Consider the following 17,866-nt stretch of genomic DNA (forward strand, 5'->3'; position numbering starts at 1 on the left):
ATTTAGTTTCTGCTGAAGTGAGCCTATATCCACGCCAGCAAACGAGCTGCCCCACTCCATCAAGCGAAGGCGACCCGTCTGAGCAACCCAATGGAGATGACAATGAAGCTTTTTGCCCGCCTGTTTGCCCGCCGCGAAATGAACCTGACAACCGCTTTGGAGCGTCAGCGCCTCGCCAAGACCATGCCCGGCCAGACCGGCGCCGTGGCTGCTGCCCGTCTCGGCTTCATTGCCTGAGACAATCCGGCATACCGAATTCAACGCCGCCCGGCTCCGCCGAGGCGGCGTTTTCGTTTGGTCGTTTGCTGCTGCCGTCGGTGTCCTCACGCCTTTCGGTTGCATGAATTGCCCATTTGCGACCCGTGTCGCAAATTTAATCTTCACTTAGCCGCCTACCCGATTGACAGGAATGGTTTTTCCTGTTGTCGCTATGCTGTTCGCGACATCCTGTTCGCGTCATGGCTGCGTGAGGTTTCCCCGTGAATGCCGTAAAGCATCCGATCAAGAGATCGTTTGTATTCTTCCTCATTCCCGATTTCACCATGATCGCCTTCGCGACGGCGCTCGATCCGCTGCGCTCGGCCAACCGGATGCTCGGCTACGAAGCCTATCGTTGGCGGCTGGCCAGCATAGACGGCAAGCCGGTGCGCGCCTCGAACGGCGTCGAATGCGCGGTCAACACCTCGCTCGAGGAAGAGCGCAAGAAGATGGCCGGGCCGGATCGGCCGAACATGGCGATCGTCTGCAGCGGCATCAATGTCGAGCGCTACCAGAACAAGTCGGCCTTCGCCTGGCTGCGCGAGGAGTATAATCGCGGCGTCGCCGTCGGCGGCCTCTGCACCGGTGCGCATATCCTGGCCGCCGCCGGCCTGTTGTCCAACAAGCGCTGCGCCATCCATTGGGAGAACCTGCCGGGCTTTTCCGAGGCGTTCCCGAAGGCCAATGTCTTTGCCGACCTCTTCGAGGTCGACCAGAACGTCTACACCTGCGCCGGCGGCACCGCCGCGCTCGACATGATGCTGAAGCTGATCGGCGACGATTTCGACGAGAGCCTCGTCAACCGCGTCTGCGAGCAGGTGCTGACCGACCGCGTGCGCAGCCCGACCGACCGCCAGCGCCTGCCGCTGCGCGCCCGCCTCGGCGTGCAGAACTCCAAGGTGCTGACCATCATCGAGCTGATGGAGGCCAACCTTTCCGAGCCGCTGTCGCTGATCGAGATCGCCGACCATGTCGATCTTTCCCGGCGGCAGATCGAGCGCCTGTTCCGCACCGAGATGGGCCGCTCCCCTGCCCGCTACTATCTGGAGATCCGGCTCGACCGCGCCCGGCACCTGCTGATCCAGTCGTCGATGCCGGTGGTCGAAGTGGCGGTCGCCTGCGGCTTTGTCTCCGCCTCGCATTTCTCCAAATGCTACCGCGAGCTCTACGCCCGTTCGCCCCAGCAGGAGCGCGTCGACCGCAAGCAACTCTTGGCTGCTTGATCCGAAGGTTCCGGATCAAGCCCCGATCGACTGCCCCTGCGCCGTCCGCATCGCCTCGACACGGATGTCTTCGGTGAGTTGCGCCTTGAGCGCCGAGAATTCGGGGCTGGTCTTCAGCGTGTAATGGCGCGGATGCGGCAGGTCGACCGGCACGTCCGATTTGATGCGGCCGGGCCGGGCACTCATCACGATCACCCGCGACGCCATGAAAATCGCCTCCTCGATGTCATGGGTGACGAACAGCACCGTCTTCTTGCGCCGCTCCCAGATGCCGAGCAGCAATTCCTGCATCAGCCCGCGCGTCTGGTTGTCCAGCGCGCCGAACGGCTCGTCAAGCAGCAGGATTTCGGGATCGTTGGCCAGCGCCCGCGCGATCGCCGTGCGCTGCTGCATGCCACCCGACAGCTGTTTCGGCCAATGGTTCTCGAAACCCTTCAGCCCGACGAGATCGACATAGGAAGCGACGATCTCGTTGCGTTCGCGCTCGGGCCTGCCTTGCTCGCGCAGGCCGAAGCCGATGTTCTCGGCGACCGTCAGCCAGGGAAACAGCGTATAGGACTGGAACACCATGCCGCGGTCCGGTCCCGGCCTTGTGACCGCCTTGCCGTCGAGCAGCACGCGGCCGGTGCTCGGCGCCTCCAGCCCGGCGACGATCCTGAGCAGGGTAGATTTCCCACAACCGGACGGCCCCAGGATGGTGATGAAGTCATTGGCCGCGACCGCGAGGTCGACCGGCTGCAGCGCCCGCACCGGCTCTCCGCCCCCGACCCCGGCAAAGGTCCGCGAAACGCCTTCGATGAGAAGCTTGCTCACGCCAGGCTCCATGGATAGAGCCAGCGGTTGAGCGCCTTGAAGGCGAAGTCGGACAAAAGCCCGATCAGCCCGATGACGATGATGCCGAAGATGATCTGCCCCGTCGCCAGCCGCGACTGGCTGTTGATGATCATGTAACCAATGCCCGACGACGAGCCGATCAGCTCGGCGACGATCACATAGGTCCAGGCCCAGCCAAGCACCAGCCGCAGCGTCTCGGCGATCTCTGGCGCGTTGGCCGGCACGATGACGCGCTTGACGATGCCGTTGTCGGTCGCGCCAAGCGTATAGGCGGCCTCGACAAGGTCCCGCCTCGTGCTGCCGACCTTGACCGCCACGATCAGAATGATCTGGAACACCGAGCCGACGAAGATAACCAGAAGCTTCTCCATCTCGCCGATGCCGGCCCACAGGATGAGCAGCGGGATGAAGGCGGACGCCGGCAGGTAGCGGGCGAAGGAGACAAACGGTTCGAGAAAGGCTTCGACCGGTTTCCAGGCGCCCATGGCGATGCCGATCGGCACCGCGACGATAGAGGCCAGCACAAAGCCGCCGAAGACGCGCCAGATGGTGATCAGGATGTCGAGCCAGAAACGATCCTCGGTGAGCAGCCGCCAGCCATCCTTCAGCATCGACAGCGGATCGGCGAGGAAGATCCGGTTCACATGGCCGCCGAGCGTGATCCATGCCCAGAAGGCCACGAACAGCACGAAGAAGGCGATGCCGAGCACGGTTCGCGTGCCCGGCGCAACGGGGTGCAAGGGACGCAGCATCAGGCCCTGTCCTTGAAGAGGAAGAACGGCGGCTTGTCGCCGCCGTCGATCGAAAAATGCGCGATCAGTTGGCGACCGCGCTGGTGTCGGCAAGCGTCGTCACATCTGGCGCTTCCTTGATCAACCCCATCTGCAGCAACAGCTCGGCGGCCGTCTTGGAAAAATCCTGGAAATCCTTGGTGAAGAACTGCTTGTTCTCTGCCTTGTCGGCCCATTTCAGGTACTTGGCCGAATCCTCGAACTCCTTGGCCGACTGCTTCACGTCGGCGCCCATGATCTCATAGGATTTCTGCGGGTCCTTCTTGATCATGTCGAGCGCGTCGAAATAGCTGTCGGCGAGCGCCTTGGCTGCGTCGGGATTGGTCTTGAGGAAGTCCGGTGTGCAGCCGACCGTATCCATCACCATCGGGTAGTCGAGCGTGGTCGCCAGGATATGGCCCTGGTCGGCCTTGTCGCGCACGGCGGAGATGAAGGGCTCGTAAGTGACCGCGGCATCGTTCTGGCCGGCGAGAAAGGCCTGCGCCGCCGCATCCGGTTCCAGGTTGACCACCGTCACGTCCTTGGTCGACATGCCGTTCTTGTTGAGCACCCAGGCGAGCAGGAAATAAGGCGAGGTTCCGGGCGCGGACGAGGCGACATTCTTGCCTTTAAGATCGGCGACGGTCTTGATGTCGTTGCGCACGACGATGCCGTCGGCGCCATAGGATTTGTCGAGCTGGAAGATCTGCTTGGTGGAGACGCCGCTGGCGTTCCACACCATCCAGGTCTCGACCGTGGTCGCCGCGCATTGCAGGTCGCCGCTGGCGATGGCCAGCGGGCGACTCGCCTGCGGCACTTTCTTGAGCGTGACGTCGAGCCCGTGCTTTTCGAAGAGCCTCGCCTGCTTTGCCAAGGTCAGCGGCGCGAAGCCGGTCCAGCCGCTGATGCCGATGGTGAGCGACGTAGCGGCCATGGCCGGCGCGCTGAGCACGGCGACCGCCGTCAGCGCCGCCGCGAAGATGGAGGTTCTGTTCATTGTGGTTCCCCTTTTTTGTGGTGAGCGCAAATTGTCTCACAGACGCCAAAAGGCTTGTCAATGAAGCAGAAGCCGCACTCGACCTTGGTCCAAGCTGGAGCATGGTCCCGAAAAGTGGATCCGGTTTTCGGAAGAGATCATGCTCCAAAGAGTTAGATCGGGATGACGATTCGTCATTCTGATCTAATGCCGGGCGGCGCGCCTGGAGCGGCTTCTCGATCCGTCACGGCATGCCCCAGCCGCGATTGCGCCACATCTTCTCGCCCGCCATGCAGTCGGCGGCCGGCGCGTCGTCGGCGAGCACGACCGGCGGATGCGCGGCCTCTTCCGCCGCCCATCGCGGCGAGGCGGGACCGGCAAGCTCGAGCACCAGCTTGCGGCGGATCGCTTCGGGGAACTGCGTCCAGTCATTGACCGGGATCATGAAAGCGCCCGGTCCGCCGATGACGCAGTCGCTGTAGTAGCGGTCGAGATTTTCCACATCGAAGGCGCCGCTGAACCCGCCGCGCGTCATCAGCGGCAAACCGTTGATGGTGATGCCTTGCTTGACCACCGCGTCACGCGTGAGGTCGACCGGCGCGCCCTGGTTGTTGGGTCCGTCGCCCGAGACGTCGATGACGCGCTTCGTGCCTTCAAAACCACTCTCGGCGAACAGGTCGCTGCCGAAGCTCAGCGCGCCGGAGATCGAGGTCCGCCGGGCGCTGTCCGGCGGCCGCGCGTTGAGTTGCGCCACCACCTTCTCGGCATCGGCGCGGTTGGCGATCACCGTCCACGGCACGATCACGCGCTGCCAGGTGGTACCCGCCCATTCCACATAGGTGACGGCGATCTTGCCATAGGCGCCGTCGGCGATGGCCTTCAGCACATTCTCATGGGTCAGCGCCGCCGCGTAGCCGTGGCGCTGGATCTCCAGCTCGGCCGGCGACATCGAAAGCGAAACATCGACCGCCAGCACCAGTTCGACATCGACCGGTTCTGCGGGAGAAGCTGGCGGCGTCAGCCAGAGCGCCAGCGCCAGCGCGGCACTGCCTGAAAAGATATGCCTTGCGCGGGCATAAGCAGACATGAAGCAAGGTTAGGCGAAAATCGCCGCGCGCAAAAGCCCGGAATCCGGGGCATCGGATTCTGCCGGCGGCGGAACCTTCCTAAAAATACCGCGCGAGGTTCGAACGGATGCGCTCCAGCACCGTATCGCCGGAAAGATCGGGCGCGAATTTCGCGCCGGTGATCGCCTCGTAGGCCTGGATATAGACCGCCGAGGCCTGGTTGACGATCTCGTCCGGAATGTTGGGGATCGGATCCTTGTAGGGATCGCAACGCGCCGACACCCATGACCGGATGAAATCCTTGTCGAAACTCTGCGGCCGCCCGCCGCCTTCGAACGCCTCGTCGTAGCTCGCCGCGATCCAGTAGCGGCTGCTGTCGGGCGTGTGGATTTCGTCCGCAAGCACGATGGCGCCGTCCGGCGCCGTGCCGAACTCATATTTGGTGTCGGCCAGGATCAGGCCGCGTTCGGCCGCGCGCTGCTGGCCGCGAGCGAACAGCTGAAGCGCATAGCGCGATACGGTGTCCCACTGCGCCTGCGTGAGCAGCCGCTCTGCGATGATCTCGGCTTCCGATAACGGCTCGTCATGGCCGCCATGGGCGGCCTTGCTGGTCGGCGTGATGATCGCTTCCGGCAATTTTTCGTTGTCGCGCAGCCCGTCCGGAAAACTGTGGCCGTAGAAACTCCGCTCGCCCTTTCTGTACTTGGTCAGGATCGAGGTGCTGGTGGTTCCCGCCAGATAGCCGCGCACCACGATCTCGACCGGCAGCATGTCGAGCCGCGTGCCGACGACGACGTTGGGATCGGGATATTCCAGCACATGGTTGGGACAGATGTCGGCGGTTTCCTCGAACCAGTAGCGCGCCGTCTGGGTGAGCACTTCTCCCTTGAACGGGATCGAGGCCAGGATCGTGTCGAATGCGCTCAGACGATCGGTGGCGATGATGATGCGGCGCCCGTCCGGCAGATCGTAGTTTTCGCGCACCTTGCCATTGTAGCGGTTGGGCAGCTCGGGAATGAAGGCGTCGGACAGGATGCGCATGGGCGTGTTGCTTTCGCGGGCTTCTGATGCGGCCACATAAGCCGCTGGCCCCCTGCACATCAAGCCGGATGCTGCGGAGCGGGCTTCTTATTGCCGGCAGCGCGAAACGCTCTCCAGTTCGGCCTGAAAGACGGCGGAATCCAGATCAGGAAACCGGCTGTGGCCGCGGGCACAATGACCGCAAAACGCAGGATCGAAAGCACGACGCCGCAGAAGCCGACGATCCGCGTGGCGGTCTCCGCGCCGAAGCGCGGCGCGAGCAGATGCCTGGCGATCGCGCCACCATCGAGCGGATAGGCCGGAAGGAGGTTGAGAATGGCCAGAACCGCGTTCACCAGGGCGCCAAGCCAAAGCGTCCACTCAAGAAGCGTGTCCGGTCTCGGCGGCGGCCAACTGAAAAGACCGTCTGGCTCGGCCGGCAACAAGGGCCGGGCAAAAAGGCAATAGGCAGCGGCAAAGCCCGCCGCCAGGACGATGTTCACCAGCGGCCCGGCGAAGGAGATCCACGCCCAGCCGTAAGGCGAAGCCGCGCCGGGCTTGAACCAGGCAATTCCACCGAAGAGGTACAGATCTATCCGTTGGGTGCCGATGCCTTGTCGCCGCGCTGCCCAGACATGGGCGAGTTCATGCAGAAACACCGACAGGAACAGCAGCGCGGCAAAGATGACCGTATGAGTCAGCGCGCTGCTGGGATACCTCGACCATTCATGCAGGAACGGCAAGGCGGCGGGAATGGCAAAGGTCCAGCTGACACGAACGGGAACGTCCCCCTTCATCGTGAAGACGAATGCGTCGTTCTTCCTGTCCCAGCCGAACCGTTGCAAGCTTGCCTACTCCGCCCGGCGCAACGCTATGCGAGAATCCTGGCACACAAAAGAGAAAAGCCCGGTCGAAGCCGGGCTTTCGCATCCGTGCTTCAACGTCCACGATCTCAACTGCGCGGCTTGAGGTTCTCCGGGTCGTAGAGCGGTTTGTAGCCGACGCCGGCGACCGCGATCGGATAGGTCTCACCAAAATACTCGACCTGCAGCTTGCGGCCCTCCTGGGCGAAAGCCCAGGGCAGGTAAGCGAGTGCGATGTTCTTGCCGATCGTCGGGCCGTAGGCGACCGAGGTGGTGAAGGAGCGGCGGCCGAGCTCGTCGACCAGCGTCTCGCCGGTCGCTGGATCCTGCACCGGCATGATGCCGACCGGATAGCGCGCAACGCCCTTGGCGTCCTTGTTCTCGGTCATCACCAGCGTGCACAGCATCGCCGGCTGGTGCTCACGGGCGCGATACTCCAGGTGCTTGGCCTTGCCGCAGAAGTCGTTCTCCTTGACCTTCGGGCGGGCAAGGTCGGCCTCGAGCAAATTGTACTCGGTGAGCAGATCGGCGTTCTGCAGCCGCAGGCTCTTTTCCATACGGCGCGTGTTGGCGTAGGTCTCGACGCCGAAAGGCATGACGCCGGTCGAGCACAGCGCGTCCCAGACGGCGAGACCATCCTCGTAGCGCATATGCAGTTCCCAGCCCTGCTCGCCGACATAGGAGATGCGGAAGGCGGTGACGTCCTTGCCGCCGATCCTGATCGGCTTGATCGCCGCGAACGGGAAATTCTCGAGCGAGAGGCCGTCCGGATTCTCGACCACTTTCTGCAGGGTCGTGCGGGCATTCGGCCCCCAGATGCCGATGGTGACGTATTTTTCCGTCACGTCGGTGACGGTGGCGTTGAAGCCTTTGTCCTGCGCGGTGCGCTGCATGTAGCGGAAGTCGCGCGGACCGGCGTCGGCGCCGTCGATCACCCGGCAGCGGTCCGCCATGCGGATGACCGTGAAGTCCGCGCGCACCATGCCTTCCTCGTCGAGGAAGTGCGTGTAGATGCCCTTGCCGATATTGTTGTCGCCGCCGATCTTGGCCGCGCACAGCCATTCCAGCAACGCGACATGGTCAGGCCCCTCGACGTCGTACATGGAAAAATGCGACAGGTTGACGATGCCGCAATCCTCGCTCATCGCCAAATGCTCGGCATTGGAGACGCGCCAGAAATGGCGATTGTCCCATTCATTTTCGCGCACCGGCACGCGGTTGCCGTACTTCTCCAGCAGATGCTCGTTGGCGGCGTAGCCATGCGCGCGCTCCCAGCCGCCCAGCTCCATGAAATAGCCGCCGAGCTCCTTCTCGCGCTCCCAGAACGGCGAGCGGCGGATGTTGCGGCCCTTGGAGAAGGGTTCGCGCGGATGCACCGCCGGATTGTAGACCTTCATCGCCGTCTCGGTGCAGCGATCCCAGATGAACTGTTCCTGCGTCTGGTGCGGATAGAAGCGCGAATAGTCGATCGCATGATGGTCGACCTCGGTCCTACCATCCGTCATCCAGTCGGCGATCAGCTTGCCCATGCCCGGGCCGTCCTTGACCCAGATGGCGACGGCGTACCACAGGCCCCTCACCTTCTGGCTTTCGCCCATCGACGGGCCGCCATCGGTGGTCACCTGCAGCAACCCGTTGAAGGAATGGCCCTCATTGTAGCCGAGCTCGCCAAGAACGGGCGTCAGCTCCATGGCGCGCTCCAGCGGCGCCATGATCTGCTCCATGTCGAGGTCGCGCTGCGACGGCGACAGCCGCGCCTGGTCCTTTTCGAGAAGGTCGCGCGGATGGCACAGACGCGGATTGGTTTCCTCGTAATAGCCCCACTCGATCTGGCCGCCCTCGGCGGTCTTCGGATCGCCGGTGTCGCGCATGTAGGCCGAGTTGCCCTGGTCGCGCAGCAGCGGCCAGCCGATCTCCTTGCCGGTTCCGGCGAACTCATTGTAGGGGCCGAAGAAGGTGAGCGGATGGTCGATCGGCATCACCGGCAAATCCTCGCCGACCAGCGCCGCGGTGAGCCGGCCCCAGATACCGGTGCAGACCACAACATAATCGGCCTCGATCGTGCCGCGCTCCGTCACCACGCCCTTGATGCGGCCGTTCTCGACGACCAGCGACTTGGCCGAAGTGTTCGCGAAAGCCTGCAGCTTGCCGGAAGCGACGCCCTGGTCGACCAGCTTGCCGGCGACCGTCTGAGAGCGCGGGATGACGAGACCGGCATCCGGGTCCCACAGGCCGCCCTGCACCAGATGCTCCTCGATCAGCGGGAATTTCTGCTTGATCTCGGCCGGCTCGATCAGCCGCGCGCGGGTGCCGAAGGATTTGGCCGAGGCGATCTTGCGCTTGATCTCGTCCATGCGGGCATCGTCACCGACGCGCGCCACCTCGAGGCCGCCGACGCGCGCGTAGTGGCCCATCTTCTCGTAGAAATCGATGGAATAGAGCGTCGTCCAGCACGAGAGGAAATCGTGGCTGGTCGTGTAGCAGAAGTCCGAGGCGTGCGCTGTCGAGCCGATATCGGTCGGGATGCCCGACTTGTCGATGCCGACGATGTCATCCCAGCCGCGCTCGATCAGGTGATGCGCGACCGAAGCGCCGACGATACCGCCCAGGCCGACGATGACGACCTTCGCCTTTTTCGGAAACTCTGCCATTGCCCGCGACTCCGGAATGATGGACCGGCGCATTTGCGCGCCCTTCGAATGGCGCACAATATGCAGAGGTCGCGGATTGAGCTACCGCCTGTTTGCGACACGTCGCAGGTACGGCGCGACCCCGCGCGCAAGCGTGGCACTGGGTGCGGTTACACTTCAGACGAATGCCCAGATATCCTCGGCCTGGAAGCCGAGCTGGTAGCCGGCGGTCTTCAGCTTGACCACGACCTGGCCGATCTCGGCGGCCGGAAGCGCGCCGACCTCGACCTTGACCATGCCGGGGCGGTAGCGCCCGAGGTCGAGCTGCTCGAACACCATCCAGTCGGCGCCTTCGCAGTCGACCAGGAAGGCGTCGATGTGGGTGATGCCGTTGCGGTCGAGCAGCGTCTGCAAGGTCTCCGACGGCACCTCGATATCCTTCAGATGCGGCGCGAACTTGTTGAAGTTGGCATCCGCCTCGCCCCAGGCGTTCTTGCCCGACATCAGATTGGTGTCGGTGACCGACGAGCAGCCGATGAACTCGAGCGGCAGCGTGCCGGCCTCGAGCGCGGCGGCATCGAAAGTGTGCACGGTGATCGTGCCCTTGGTCCTCGTCACCGCAACCGGCTCGATGACGAAGCGTTCGGCATCCGGGTAATTGGCGCGCAGCCGCTTCTGGTTATACGGGATCGGTTCCACCAGCATGGCGCGGGCGCCGCGAATGCGGTGCAGCCACGGCGTCACGTCGTCGAACAGCGCGCCGTCGCAGGCGCCGACATTGACCATCTGGAACGGCCGGCCGCCGAAGCGGGCCTTCAACGCCGCCTTGGCCAGAAATTTCGTGCCGTGGAGCGAGGGGCTGCGGTCGAGAAGTCCGGCGGGCAGGCCGAGTGACAGGAAGATGCGCGCCAGGTTGGAAAGCGAGCTCATGACTTGTCTCCGGAAATGACCTGCAGCGCCGCGCGGCGGCCGCTTTGGCTTGCCGATGCCCACAGCGCCATGAGCGGCGCGACAAGCAGGAGGAAGGGCGGCAGAAGGTTGGGGAAATAGATGCGGGTGTCGTGGATCGGGAAGACGGCGAACTTCGCCAGCACGCCAAGCACCAGCGCCGCCAGCAGGATGCCGGCGCGGCGGTCGAGCCGGAAGCCGGCACGCTCGAGCCCGAACCAGCCAGCCAGCGCCAGCACCGAAACGCCGACCCAGTTGTTGACGCTGACGGCGCGCACCACCGACGCCGCGAAAGCCTTCAGATAAGCGGCCACCGAGAGCGGCGGCTCGAACCCGTCCATGTTGTAGTGCTGCTCGATGCTGGAAAACCAAAGATGCGGCCACCAGCCGGGATGCTGGGCCCAGTGCGAAATGGCGAAATAGGCGATGAAGGACGCGGCAAAGCCGGCCAACGCGCCCCACGCCCTCTCGCGGAAAGCGACGAGCAGCATCGCGAAAATGGCGAGGAAGACGATGTTGTCGGGCCTGGCCATGAACGCCAGGAAAAGCAGGACCGCCGTCGCCGCCTCGCGCTTGCGCACATAGGCGAAGAGCCCGCCGAGGAACAGTGCCGAGCAAAACAGGTCCGGCGTCGAAGCGCGTGCCGCGTCGCCGAAATCGGCCATGATCAGGATCGCGCCGACCACGGGCGCCAGCGCCAGCGCGCCTTGCGCGCGCAGCCAGGCGAGCGCGATGGCGCCGAACAGCAGCACAGAGAACACCTGAACCAGCCGCATCGCCTCGACCGGCGACACGACATGGCTGAGACCGGACAGTATCTCGGCATAGAGGAGTTTGATGCGGTACATGCCGAGCAGCGAATGGAAGTCTGCGGCATTCTCCGTCATGTGGCTGCGGAAGCCGCCGCCATCGTCGGTCAGCGTCTTGTAATCGCCTGTCGATACGCCCGCCTTGACCGTCTCATAGGCATAGTCATGCAGCGCCTGCGGATCGGGATAGGCGCCCTCCTCGGCGATCGCCAGATAAGGCAGCATGTCCCAGTTGGCGTCGGGCATGAACCAGGCGGTCGCGGCGGTGAGCAGGATATAGAGCGAGAAGGCGGTCGCCCCGATCGATGCCGCCCATTTCGCGTAAGCCCCCTCGCCCCACGCCAGGCCGGCGCCGGTCAGCCATTCCAGCGGATTGGTCGGAGCGGACGGCTTGGTCAGCATGCTCAGCGGCCTCTATTTGCCGACCTGGCTTTTTACGAAATCCTTCACGATCGCCACGATGCCGCGCGACAACAGGCTGTCGAAGGCATCGACGAAGCGGTCGACATGCTCGGACTGGCAGATCAGCGGCGGCTCGAGCCGGATGACGTTGCGGTTGTATTCGGTGAAGGCGACGAGCACGTCGTAGTCGCGCAACAAAAGCGAGCCGACGAAGCCCGACAGCGAGCCCTTCAGTTTGTCGTCGAGCACGCTCACGACCGGGCGCAGCACCATCGGCAGGGTCTGCGAGAAATCGTGGAACTCGAGCCCGATCATGAAACCCTTGCCGCGCACGTCCTTGATGATCTTGGGGTATTTCTCCTTGAGCGCCCGCAACCGCTGGAGAAGGTACTCGCCCGTCGACGCAGCATTGTCGATCAGGCCTTCGTCATAAAGCACGTTGATGCCCTCGATCGCGGTGACGCAGGCCTCGCCCATGCCGCCGAACGTCGCCATGGCATGGATCATCGCCGTCTTCGGCGTGCCATAGGCCTTCATGTAGACGTCGCGCTTGGCGATCATGGCGCCGACCGCGGCCTTGCCGGCGCCCAGCGATTTCGCCAGCGCCGTCACGTCCGGCACCACGCCGTAATGCTCGAAGGCATAGAAGCGGCCCGAGCGGCCATAACCGCACTGCACTTCGTCGGCGACCCACAGCACGCCATGCTGGTCGCAAAGCGCACGCAGCTTCTGCCAATATTGCGCCGGCGCCTGGATGATGCCGCCGCCGCCCTGGATGGTTTCGAGCACGATGACGCCGATCTCCGGATCGCTCTTGAACAGGCGCTCGACGGCGTCGATGTCGGCAAAGGGAACGCGCACGACATTGTCGGCCACCTTGAAGTCGGCGCGGTAGAGCTGGCCGTCGGTGATCGCCAGCACGCCCTTCGTCTTGCCGTGGAAGGAATTCTCGGCATAGACCACCTTCGGCCGCTTAGGGCCGGCGGAGCGCTCGGCGAGCTTCACCGCCGCTTCCATCGCTTCCGAGCCGGAGGAGCCAAGGAACACCATGTCGAGCTCGCCCGGCGAGCACTTGGCGATGTTGTGCGCCAGCGCCCCCGCATATTGCGACATGAAGGCGATGGCTATTTCCTGGCGCTTCTCCTCCTGGAACTTTTTCCGCGCTTCCAGAATGCGCGGATGGTTGTGGCCGAAGGCGAGCGAGCCGAAGCCACCGAAGAAGTCGAGGATCTTGCGGCCGTTCTGGTCGATGTAGAACATGCCCTCGGCGCGCTCGATCTTGATCTTGTGGAAGCCGAGCAGCTTCATGAAATGCAGCTGTCCGGGATTGAGATGCGCCTTGAACAGGTCGGTGATGCGGGCGACATCCAGCGCCTTGGCCTGCTCGACGCTGATCAGGTCGGGCTTGGCGATGGTCGCTGGTGATAGCGCCGGCGCATCGACCAGCGTGCGCGTTCCGGTATGTTCCGGCTTGGCCATGACGGTCATCTGAAAAATCTCCCTTCGTCGCCTTATTCGGCGGGAACGTGTCTGGTGGCGACGGCTTGGCCGTCCTGCTTGGCGCGATATTCGCTGTAGGCGGCGATCAGCATGTCCTCGTCGCGATATTGCGGCACCCAGCCGAGCTGGCGCTCGGCCTTGGACACGTCGAGCACGCATTCCTCGTCGGCGATCAGATACTGTTCCGGATCCATGATCGGCATGTTCAATAGGTCGAGCAGGTCGAGCGTGCGCTTGACCGCCCAGCCCGGCGTCGGCAACAGGATCGACCTCGAGCCGGCATGGCGGATCAGGTCGCCGAGCAGTTTTTTGACTGGTGGCGGACTGAGCGAGCCGAGATTGTAGGCCTCGTTCGGCACGCCGGCCTTCCAGGCCGCGCGGGCGGCTTCCGCGCAGTCGAACACCGAGATGAACTGGTAAGGATTCCTGCCCGAGCCGATCATCGGCACAGGCAGGTTCCAGTCGATCAGCTTGAACAGCTTTTCCAGGATGCCGAGGCGTCCAGGGCCGATGATCAGGCGCGGCCTGAACAGCGAGATCGACATGCCGCGCTTGCGCCATTCGCCGGCAAGTTCCTCGGTCTTCTGCTTCGACAGCCCGTACTCGCCGAGCGGCGAGACCGGATGATCCTCGGTCATCGGCAGCACCACCGTGTGGCCGTAGATCATGTCGGTCGTGTAGTGGACGAGCTTCGAGGCGCCGGCCTTGTCCATCGCCTGCATGATGTGCTCGGTGCCGTGGAAATTCACCGGGAAGAAGAAATCATGCCGCTTGGCGCGCACCTGGATCGGCGACAGCATCTTGGCCGACAGATTGTAGACCATGTCGTCGGCCTTGAGCCCGACCGCCGCGACCGAGGCCGGATCGGTGACGTCGCATGTGATGAAGCGCACCGAGCGATAGTGCGGTAGGTCGCTCTTGACGATGTCGGCGACGACGACGTTCTCCCCGTCCGCGACAAGCTTGGGGGCAAGGTGACGGCCGACGAAGCCGTCGCCGCCGAAAATCACATGTCTCATCGAACGATCTCGCTTGCTTGGGTTCTGTCAGGCGCGATGGAAGCCGTCTGGTCCTCATGGCCACTTTGCGCGATCAGGATCGTGCCGACGCAGATGCAGGCGATGCCGGCGATGCGCCAGCCGTTGAGGTCCTCGCGGAAGACGAAATAGGCAAAGATCGCCACGGCGACATAGGCGAGGCTGAGGAACGGATAGGCGAAGCTGAGCTCGACCTTGGACAGCACATAAAGATGCGATGCCATCGAGATGACGAAGGTGCAGAGGCCCAGGAACACCCAGGGGCTGAACACGATCTGCAGGAGCTTGACGAGCGGATTGGCGCCTTCGAAGGAGATAGGGCCTATCGACATCATGCCCTGCTTCAGCATCAGCTGCGCCGCGGCATTGGTCATGACCGTGAAGAGAATGAAGATTATGTATTTCATTGTTGCCACCCCGCCCCTTGGGCGGTCCTATTACAAACCTGCAAATATTTCGTGAAGCCACGATAGTGCTTTGAACAAACCATGGCGTAACGATTTATTTACCATGTTTTATTCGACTTTTATCTATTCTGCGGCTTCAGCTCTCCCTTGTCCGATCTCCAATCTCTTGGCGGTACGCGCCCAGAAGCTTGATGTGAAAGCCGGATCGCGAAGTGCCTCCAGGCGTTGCCATTGCGGAAACGACGCGGCGAACGTCTCTGGACCCATCCGGGCGTCCTTGTAAGGGTTCACCGCCCCACCCGCCTCGACGGCGACGCGGTCGAGTTCGGCAAGCAGTCGCAACGTCCTTTCGCCCCGGTTGGGGAAATCGAGCGTCAGCGTGTAGCCCGGCCGCGCGAACGACAGCAGCGCCGGCGAGCGGACATCGCCAAAGCGCTTGAGCACGGTCAGGAACGATCCCTCGCTCGCCCGCCGTGCCGCCTCGAGCAACGCCGGGACGATGCGGCGCGCATTGGCCTCCGGCACCACGCTCTGGTGCTGGAAAAGCCCGCGCGGCCCGTAGAGCCGGTTCCAGTCGCGGATGCCGTCGAGCGGAAAGAAGAAACCCTGATAGCCCGCCTGGCGCGGAGCCGCGGACCTGCCCTTTTTCCAGCGGTAGGCCGCGTTGAAGACGGTGAGGAAAGGCCGGTTGAGGACATTGAAGGGCGGCTGCACCGGCACGGAAAGCCGGCTGCCGGCACGCGCGGCGGCGTGCGAGCCGTGCTCGGCATGATTGCCGGTGAACAGGAGCCCGCGCCCGCGCCTTTTGCCCCCGGCAAGCTGATCGATCCAGGCGACGGCATATTCGTTGGCCTGGTCGGCAGCCTCGGCAAGATCGAAGAATTCGCCGAGATCGCGAAACCGCGTCGCCTTTTCCGTGATGTCGAGCGAGGGCACCCGCATCAGCTTGATCGATGCCGAAAGGATAAGCCCGGTCAGCCCCATGCCGCCGATCGTTGCCGCGAACAGACGGACATTGTCGGTTTGCGAACAGCGATAGGTTCGGCCGTCGGACCGAAGCAGTGTCAGGGCCTCGACGTGGCAGCCGAAGCTGCCGCGCCGATGGTGGTTCTTGCCGTGGACGTCATTGGCGATCGCGCCGCCCAGCGTGACGAACTGCGTGCCTGGAACCACGGCCGGAAAGAAGCCGTAGGGCGCGGCGTGCGCGATGATGTCGCAAAGCAGCGTACCAGCATCCGCTTCGAGCACGCCGGTCTCGGCGTTGAAGGAACGGATGCGGTTGAGCGGCCGCATGTCGACCACCATGCCGGCATCGTTTTGGCAACTGTCGCCATAGGAGCGGCCATTGCCGTAACCGAGCAGCGATCCGGCTTTCGCCTCGCCGCGCCTCAGCAAGGCGATCGCCTCGTCCGCCGGGATCGCCCTGCGCGCCGGCGCCGTCGCCAGTCCGAAGCTGCCGAAGCGCTCGTTCCTCATCACCAGCCTCCGGCGACGAGGAAGACCGCGCCGATGGCGACGACGATCTGGCTGCGCCAGTCGCGGATGATGAAGACGACCGGATCGTCATGCATCTCGTCGCGCCGGGCGAGGATCCAGACGCGCATCGTGAGGTAGAGCACGATCGGCGCCAGCGGCCATATCAGCCAGGGATGCGGATAGAGCTCGCGAACCGCCGGGCTATCCATATAGAGCGCCAGGACCAGCGCCGAGGAAAAGGCAGAGGCCATGCCGGCCTGGGCGACGATTTCCTGGTCCTCGGTGCGGTAGCCACGACCGGCGATGCGCTCGCCCGGAGGAATGGCCGTGGTGCGCAATTCGACAAACCGCTTCACCAGCGCCAGCGACAGGAAGAAGAAGATCGAAAAGGCGAGCAGCCAGAAGGAGACGTCGACGCCGGTGGCCGCCGCGCCCGCCAGCACGCGGATCGTGTAGAGGCCCGCAAGCGTCAGCACGTCGACCAGAAGCATGCGCTTGAACGACAGCGAGTAGGCGGTGGTGACGACCAAGTAGCCGGCAAGCACGCCGAGGAATTCGATCGGCAGGAAGAGGCCGGCGGCGACGCCGATCGCAAGCAGCGCGACGATCGCGCCGAGACCGAACGGGATCGACAGTGCACCGCTGGCGAAGGGCCGGTTGCGCTTTGTCGGATGCTTGCGGTCGAGCGCCAGGTCGAAGAAATCGTTGAGGATATAGATGGCGGATGCCATGGCGCTGAAGGAGACGAACGCCAGCAGGCACTGCCAGATCATGTTTGGGTTGAAATATTCGTGCGACAGCACCATCGGCACGGCGATCAGCGAGTTCTTCAGCCACTGATGCATGCGCAGCATCTTGACGTAGGTCCTCAGCGTCGGCTTCGGCGCCGGCATGGCCTCGGCGCTATGCGCCGCCTGCCAGCGCCGGGCGCTGCGGTCGGGCGCCACCACGAGCGCGTTGCGCGCGGCGTCGAACACTTTGAGGTCATGACGGCTGTTGCCGGCATAGTCGAAGCCCGCGTCGCCATAGGCGGCGACAAGTGCCGCGCATTTCCTGCCCGACGTCATGTTGTGCGGGCCATCGGTCGCCAGCACCTGATCAAAGATGCCGAGATACGCCGCGATCGCCTCCGCGAACTTGTGCGGCGTTCCCGTCGCCAGCACGATCACGCGACCCTCCCGGTGCTCGGCGCGCAACCGGTCGAGCAGGTCCTGGCGGTAGGGCAGCGAGGCCGGATCGATGTCGACGCGCCTGGCGATCTCCTGCTTCAGCCGTGCGGGACCGCCGGTCAGCCAGAGCGGCACAAGAAAGAGATAGAGCGGGTTCTTCTTGAACAGGATGAACAGCCCTTCCCACAGAAGGTCCGTCGCAATCAGCGTGCCGTCGAGATCGACCGCAAGCGGGATTGCGTTCCTGTCCGACCTCGCGTCCATTGTCCTGCCCCGATCGATCGCAAGATCCCGGAAAGGGACCACGCGCCAACTCAACCCACGCCGCGTGCCGGCGTCCTCGGGTCGGATATAGCGGGTGATGACGCAGCGAACGTTAAAACGCCCGGTTGCAGCGCGTGGTCATACCGGTTTTCGGGCGTCATCGTTAAGCGACGGCTACCGAAAACGATAAAAGGCCGGACATCGGTCCGGCCT

General features: G+C 63.8%; 16 protein-coding genes. 2 read left to right on the top strand and 14 right to left on the bottom strand.

Going from position 1 to position 17,866, the window contains the following annotated elements:
* Positions 1-102 precede the first annotated feature (102 nt).
* Positions 103-237 (top strand): hypothetical protein, encoded by a 135-nt coding sequence (locus FJ414_RS32025; protein WP_112099240.1) that lies wholly within the window; start codon positions 103-105, stop codon positions 235-237.
* 305 nt (positions 238-542) lie between these two features.
* Entirely contained in the window at positions 543-1,481 is a 939-nt protein-coding gene (locus FJ414_RS22650) for a GlxA family transcriptional regulator (RefSeq protein ID WP_348639758.1), read from the top strand.
* 15 nt (positions 1,482-1,496) lie between these two features.
* Here FJ414_RS22650 and FJ414_RS22655 read toward each other — a convergent pair whose 3' ends face one another.
* The 14 genes from FJ414_RS22655 to FJ414_RS22720 form a co-directional block, all read right to left on the bottom strand.
* Entirely contained in the window at positions 1,497-2,294 is a 798-nt protein-coding gene (locus FJ414_RS22655; protein WP_140646606.1) for an ABC transporter ATP-binding protein, read from the bottom strand.
* Positions 2,291-3,064 (bottom strand): ABC transporter permease, encoded by a 774-nt coding sequence (locus FJ414_RS22660; RefSeq protein WP_140646682.1) that lies wholly within the window; start codon positions 3,062-3,064, stop codon positions 2,291-2,293. The genes FJ414_RS22655 and FJ414_RS22660 overlap by 4 nt, the downstream gene beginning before the upstream one ends.
* Positions 3,065-3,131: 67 nt before the next feature.
* Entirely contained in the window at positions 3,132-4,082 is a 951-nt protein-coding gene (locus FJ414_RS22665; RefSeq protein WP_140646608.1) for an ABC transporter substrate-binding protein, read from the bottom strand.
* A gap of 223 nt (positions 4,083-4,305) precedes the next feature.
* Positions 4,306-5,148 carry a DUF1194 domain-containing protein gene (locus FJ414_RS22670; protein ID WP_140646610.1) on the bottom strand — a complete coding sequence of 281 codons (843 nt, stop codon included), beginning with the start codon at positions 5,146-5,148 and terminating at the stop codon, positions 4,306-4,308.
* Between the two features lie 79 nt (positions 5,149-5,227).
* Positions 5,228-6,169: a phosphoribosylaminoimidazolesuccinocarboxamide synthase gene (locus tag FJ414_RS22675; RefSeq protein WP_140646612.1), complete on the bottom strand. Its 942-nt coding sequence runs from the start codon at positions 6,167-6,169 to the stop codon at positions 5,228-5,230.
* Between the two features lie 59 nt (positions 6,170-6,228).
* Positions 6,229-6,993, bottom strand: a complete 765-nt coding sequence (locus tag FJ414_RS22680) for a site-2 protease family protein (RefSeq protein ID WP_140646614.1) — start codon at positions 6,991-6,993, stop codon at positions 6,229-6,231.
* A gap of 107 nt (positions 6,994-7,100) precedes the next feature.
* Positions 7,101-9,662: an FAD-dependent oxidoreductase gene (locus FJ414_RS22685; RefSeq protein ID WP_140646616.1), complete on the bottom strand. Its 2,562-nt coding sequence runs from the start codon at positions 9,660-9,662 to the stop codon at positions 7,101-7,103.
* A gap of 156 nt (positions 9,663-9,818) precedes the next feature.
* Positions 9,819-10,571 (bottom strand): FkbM family methyltransferase, encoded by a 753-nt coding sequence (locus tag FJ414_RS22690; protein WP_140646618.1) that lies wholly within the window; start codon positions 10,569-10,571, stop codon positions 9,819-9,821.
* Positions 10,568-11,800, bottom strand: coding sequence for a hypothetical protein (locus tag FJ414_RS22695; protein WP_140646620.1), 1,233 nt, complete (start codon positions 11,798-11,800; stop codon positions 10,568-10,570). The genes FJ414_RS22690 and FJ414_RS22695 overlap by 4 nt, the downstream gene beginning before the upstream one ends.
* A gap of 12 nt (positions 11,801-11,812) precedes the next feature.
* Entirely contained in the window at positions 11,813-13,279 is a 1,467-nt protein-coding gene (locus tag FJ414_RS22700) for an aspartate aminotransferase family protein (protein WP_181181686.1), read from the bottom strand.
* 32 nt (positions 13,280-13,311) lie between these two features.
* Positions 13,312-14,319, bottom strand: coding sequence for an NAD(P)-dependent oxidoreductase (locus FJ414_RS22705; protein ID WP_140646624.1), 1,008 nt, complete (start codon positions 14,317-14,319; stop codon positions 13,312-13,314).
* Positions 14,316-14,744: an EamA family transporter gene (locus FJ414_RS22710; protein WP_140646626.1), complete on the bottom strand. Its 429-nt coding sequence runs from the start codon at positions 14,742-14,744 to the stop codon at positions 14,316-14,318. The genes FJ414_RS22705 and FJ414_RS22710 overlap by 4 nt, the downstream gene beginning before the upstream one ends.
* Before the next feature lie 123 nt (positions 14,745-14,867).
* Positions 14,868-16,220 (bottom strand): FAD-binding oxidoreductase, encoded by a 1,353-nt coding sequence (locus FJ414_RS22715; RefSeq protein ID WP_140646628.1) that lies wholly within the window; start codon positions 16,218-16,220, stop codon positions 14,868-14,870.
* Positions 16,220-17,653: a UbiA family prenyltransferase gene (locus FJ414_RS22720; protein WP_140646630.1), complete on the bottom strand. Its 1,434-nt coding sequence runs from the start codon at positions 17,651-17,653 to the stop codon at positions 16,220-16,222. Before FJ414_RS22720 ends, FJ414_RS22715 begins: the two co-directional genes overlap by 1 nt.
* Between the last annotated feature and the right edge of the window lie 213 nt (positions 17,654-17,866).

The organism is Mesorhizobium sp. B3-1-6 (genome assembly GCF_006439555.1).
Taxonomy (GTDB): domain Bacteria; phylum Pseudomonadota; class Alphaproteobacteria; order Rhizobiales; family Rhizobiaceae; genus Mesorhizobium.

Coding starts and splice junctions, on each gene's coding strand:
- FJ414_RS32025 (WP_112099240.1), top strand. CDS start 103: ATGAAGCTTTTTGCCCGCCTGTTTGCCCGCCGCGAAATGAACCTGACA.
- FJ414_RS22650 (WP_348639758.1), top strand. CDS start 543: ATGATCGCCTTCGCGACGGCGCTCGATCCGCTGCGCTCGGCCAACCGG.
- FJ414_RS22665 (WP_140646608.1), bottom strand. CDS start 4,082: ATGAACAGAACCTCCATCTTCGCGGCGGCGCTGACGGCGGTCGCCGTG.
- FJ414_RS22670 (WP_140646610.1), bottom strand. CDS start 5,148: ATGTCTGCTTATGCCCGCGCAAGGCATATCTTTTCAGGCAGTGCCGCG.
- FJ414_RS22675 (WP_140646612.1), bottom strand. CDS start 6,169: ATGCGCATCCTGTCCGACGCCTTCATTCCCGAGCTGCCCAACCGCTAC.
- FJ414_RS22685 (WP_140646616.1), bottom strand. CDS start 9,662: ATGGCAGAGTTTCCGAAAAAGGCGAAGGTCGTCATCGTCGGCCTGGGC.
- FJ414_RS22690 (WP_140646618.1), bottom strand. CDS start 10,571: ATGAGCTCGCTTTCCAACCTGGCGCGCATCTTCCTGTCACTCGGCCTG.
- FJ414_RS22695 (WP_140646620.1), bottom strand. CDS start 11,800: ATGCTGACCAAGCCGTCCGCTCCGACCAATCCGCTGGAATGGCTGACC.
- FJ414_RS22700 (WP_181181686.1), bottom strand. CDS start 13,279: ATGGCCAAGCCGGAACATACCGGAACGCGCACGCTGGTCGATGCGCCG.
- FJ414_RS22705 (WP_140646624.1), bottom strand. CDS start 14,319: ATGAGACATGTGATTTTCGGCGGCGACGGCTTCGTCGGCCGTCACCTT.
- FJ414_RS22710 (WP_140646626.1), bottom strand. CDS start 14,744: ATGAAATACATAATCTTCATTCTCTTCACGGTCATGACCAATGCCGCG.
- FJ414_RS22715 (WP_140646628.1), bottom strand. CDS start 16,220: ATGAGGAACGAGCGCTTCGGCAGCTTCGGACTGGCGACGGCGCCGGCG.
- FJ414_RS22720 (WP_140646630.1), bottom strand. CDS start 17,653: ATGGACGCGAGGTCGGACAGGAACGCAATCCCGCTTGCGGTCGATCTC.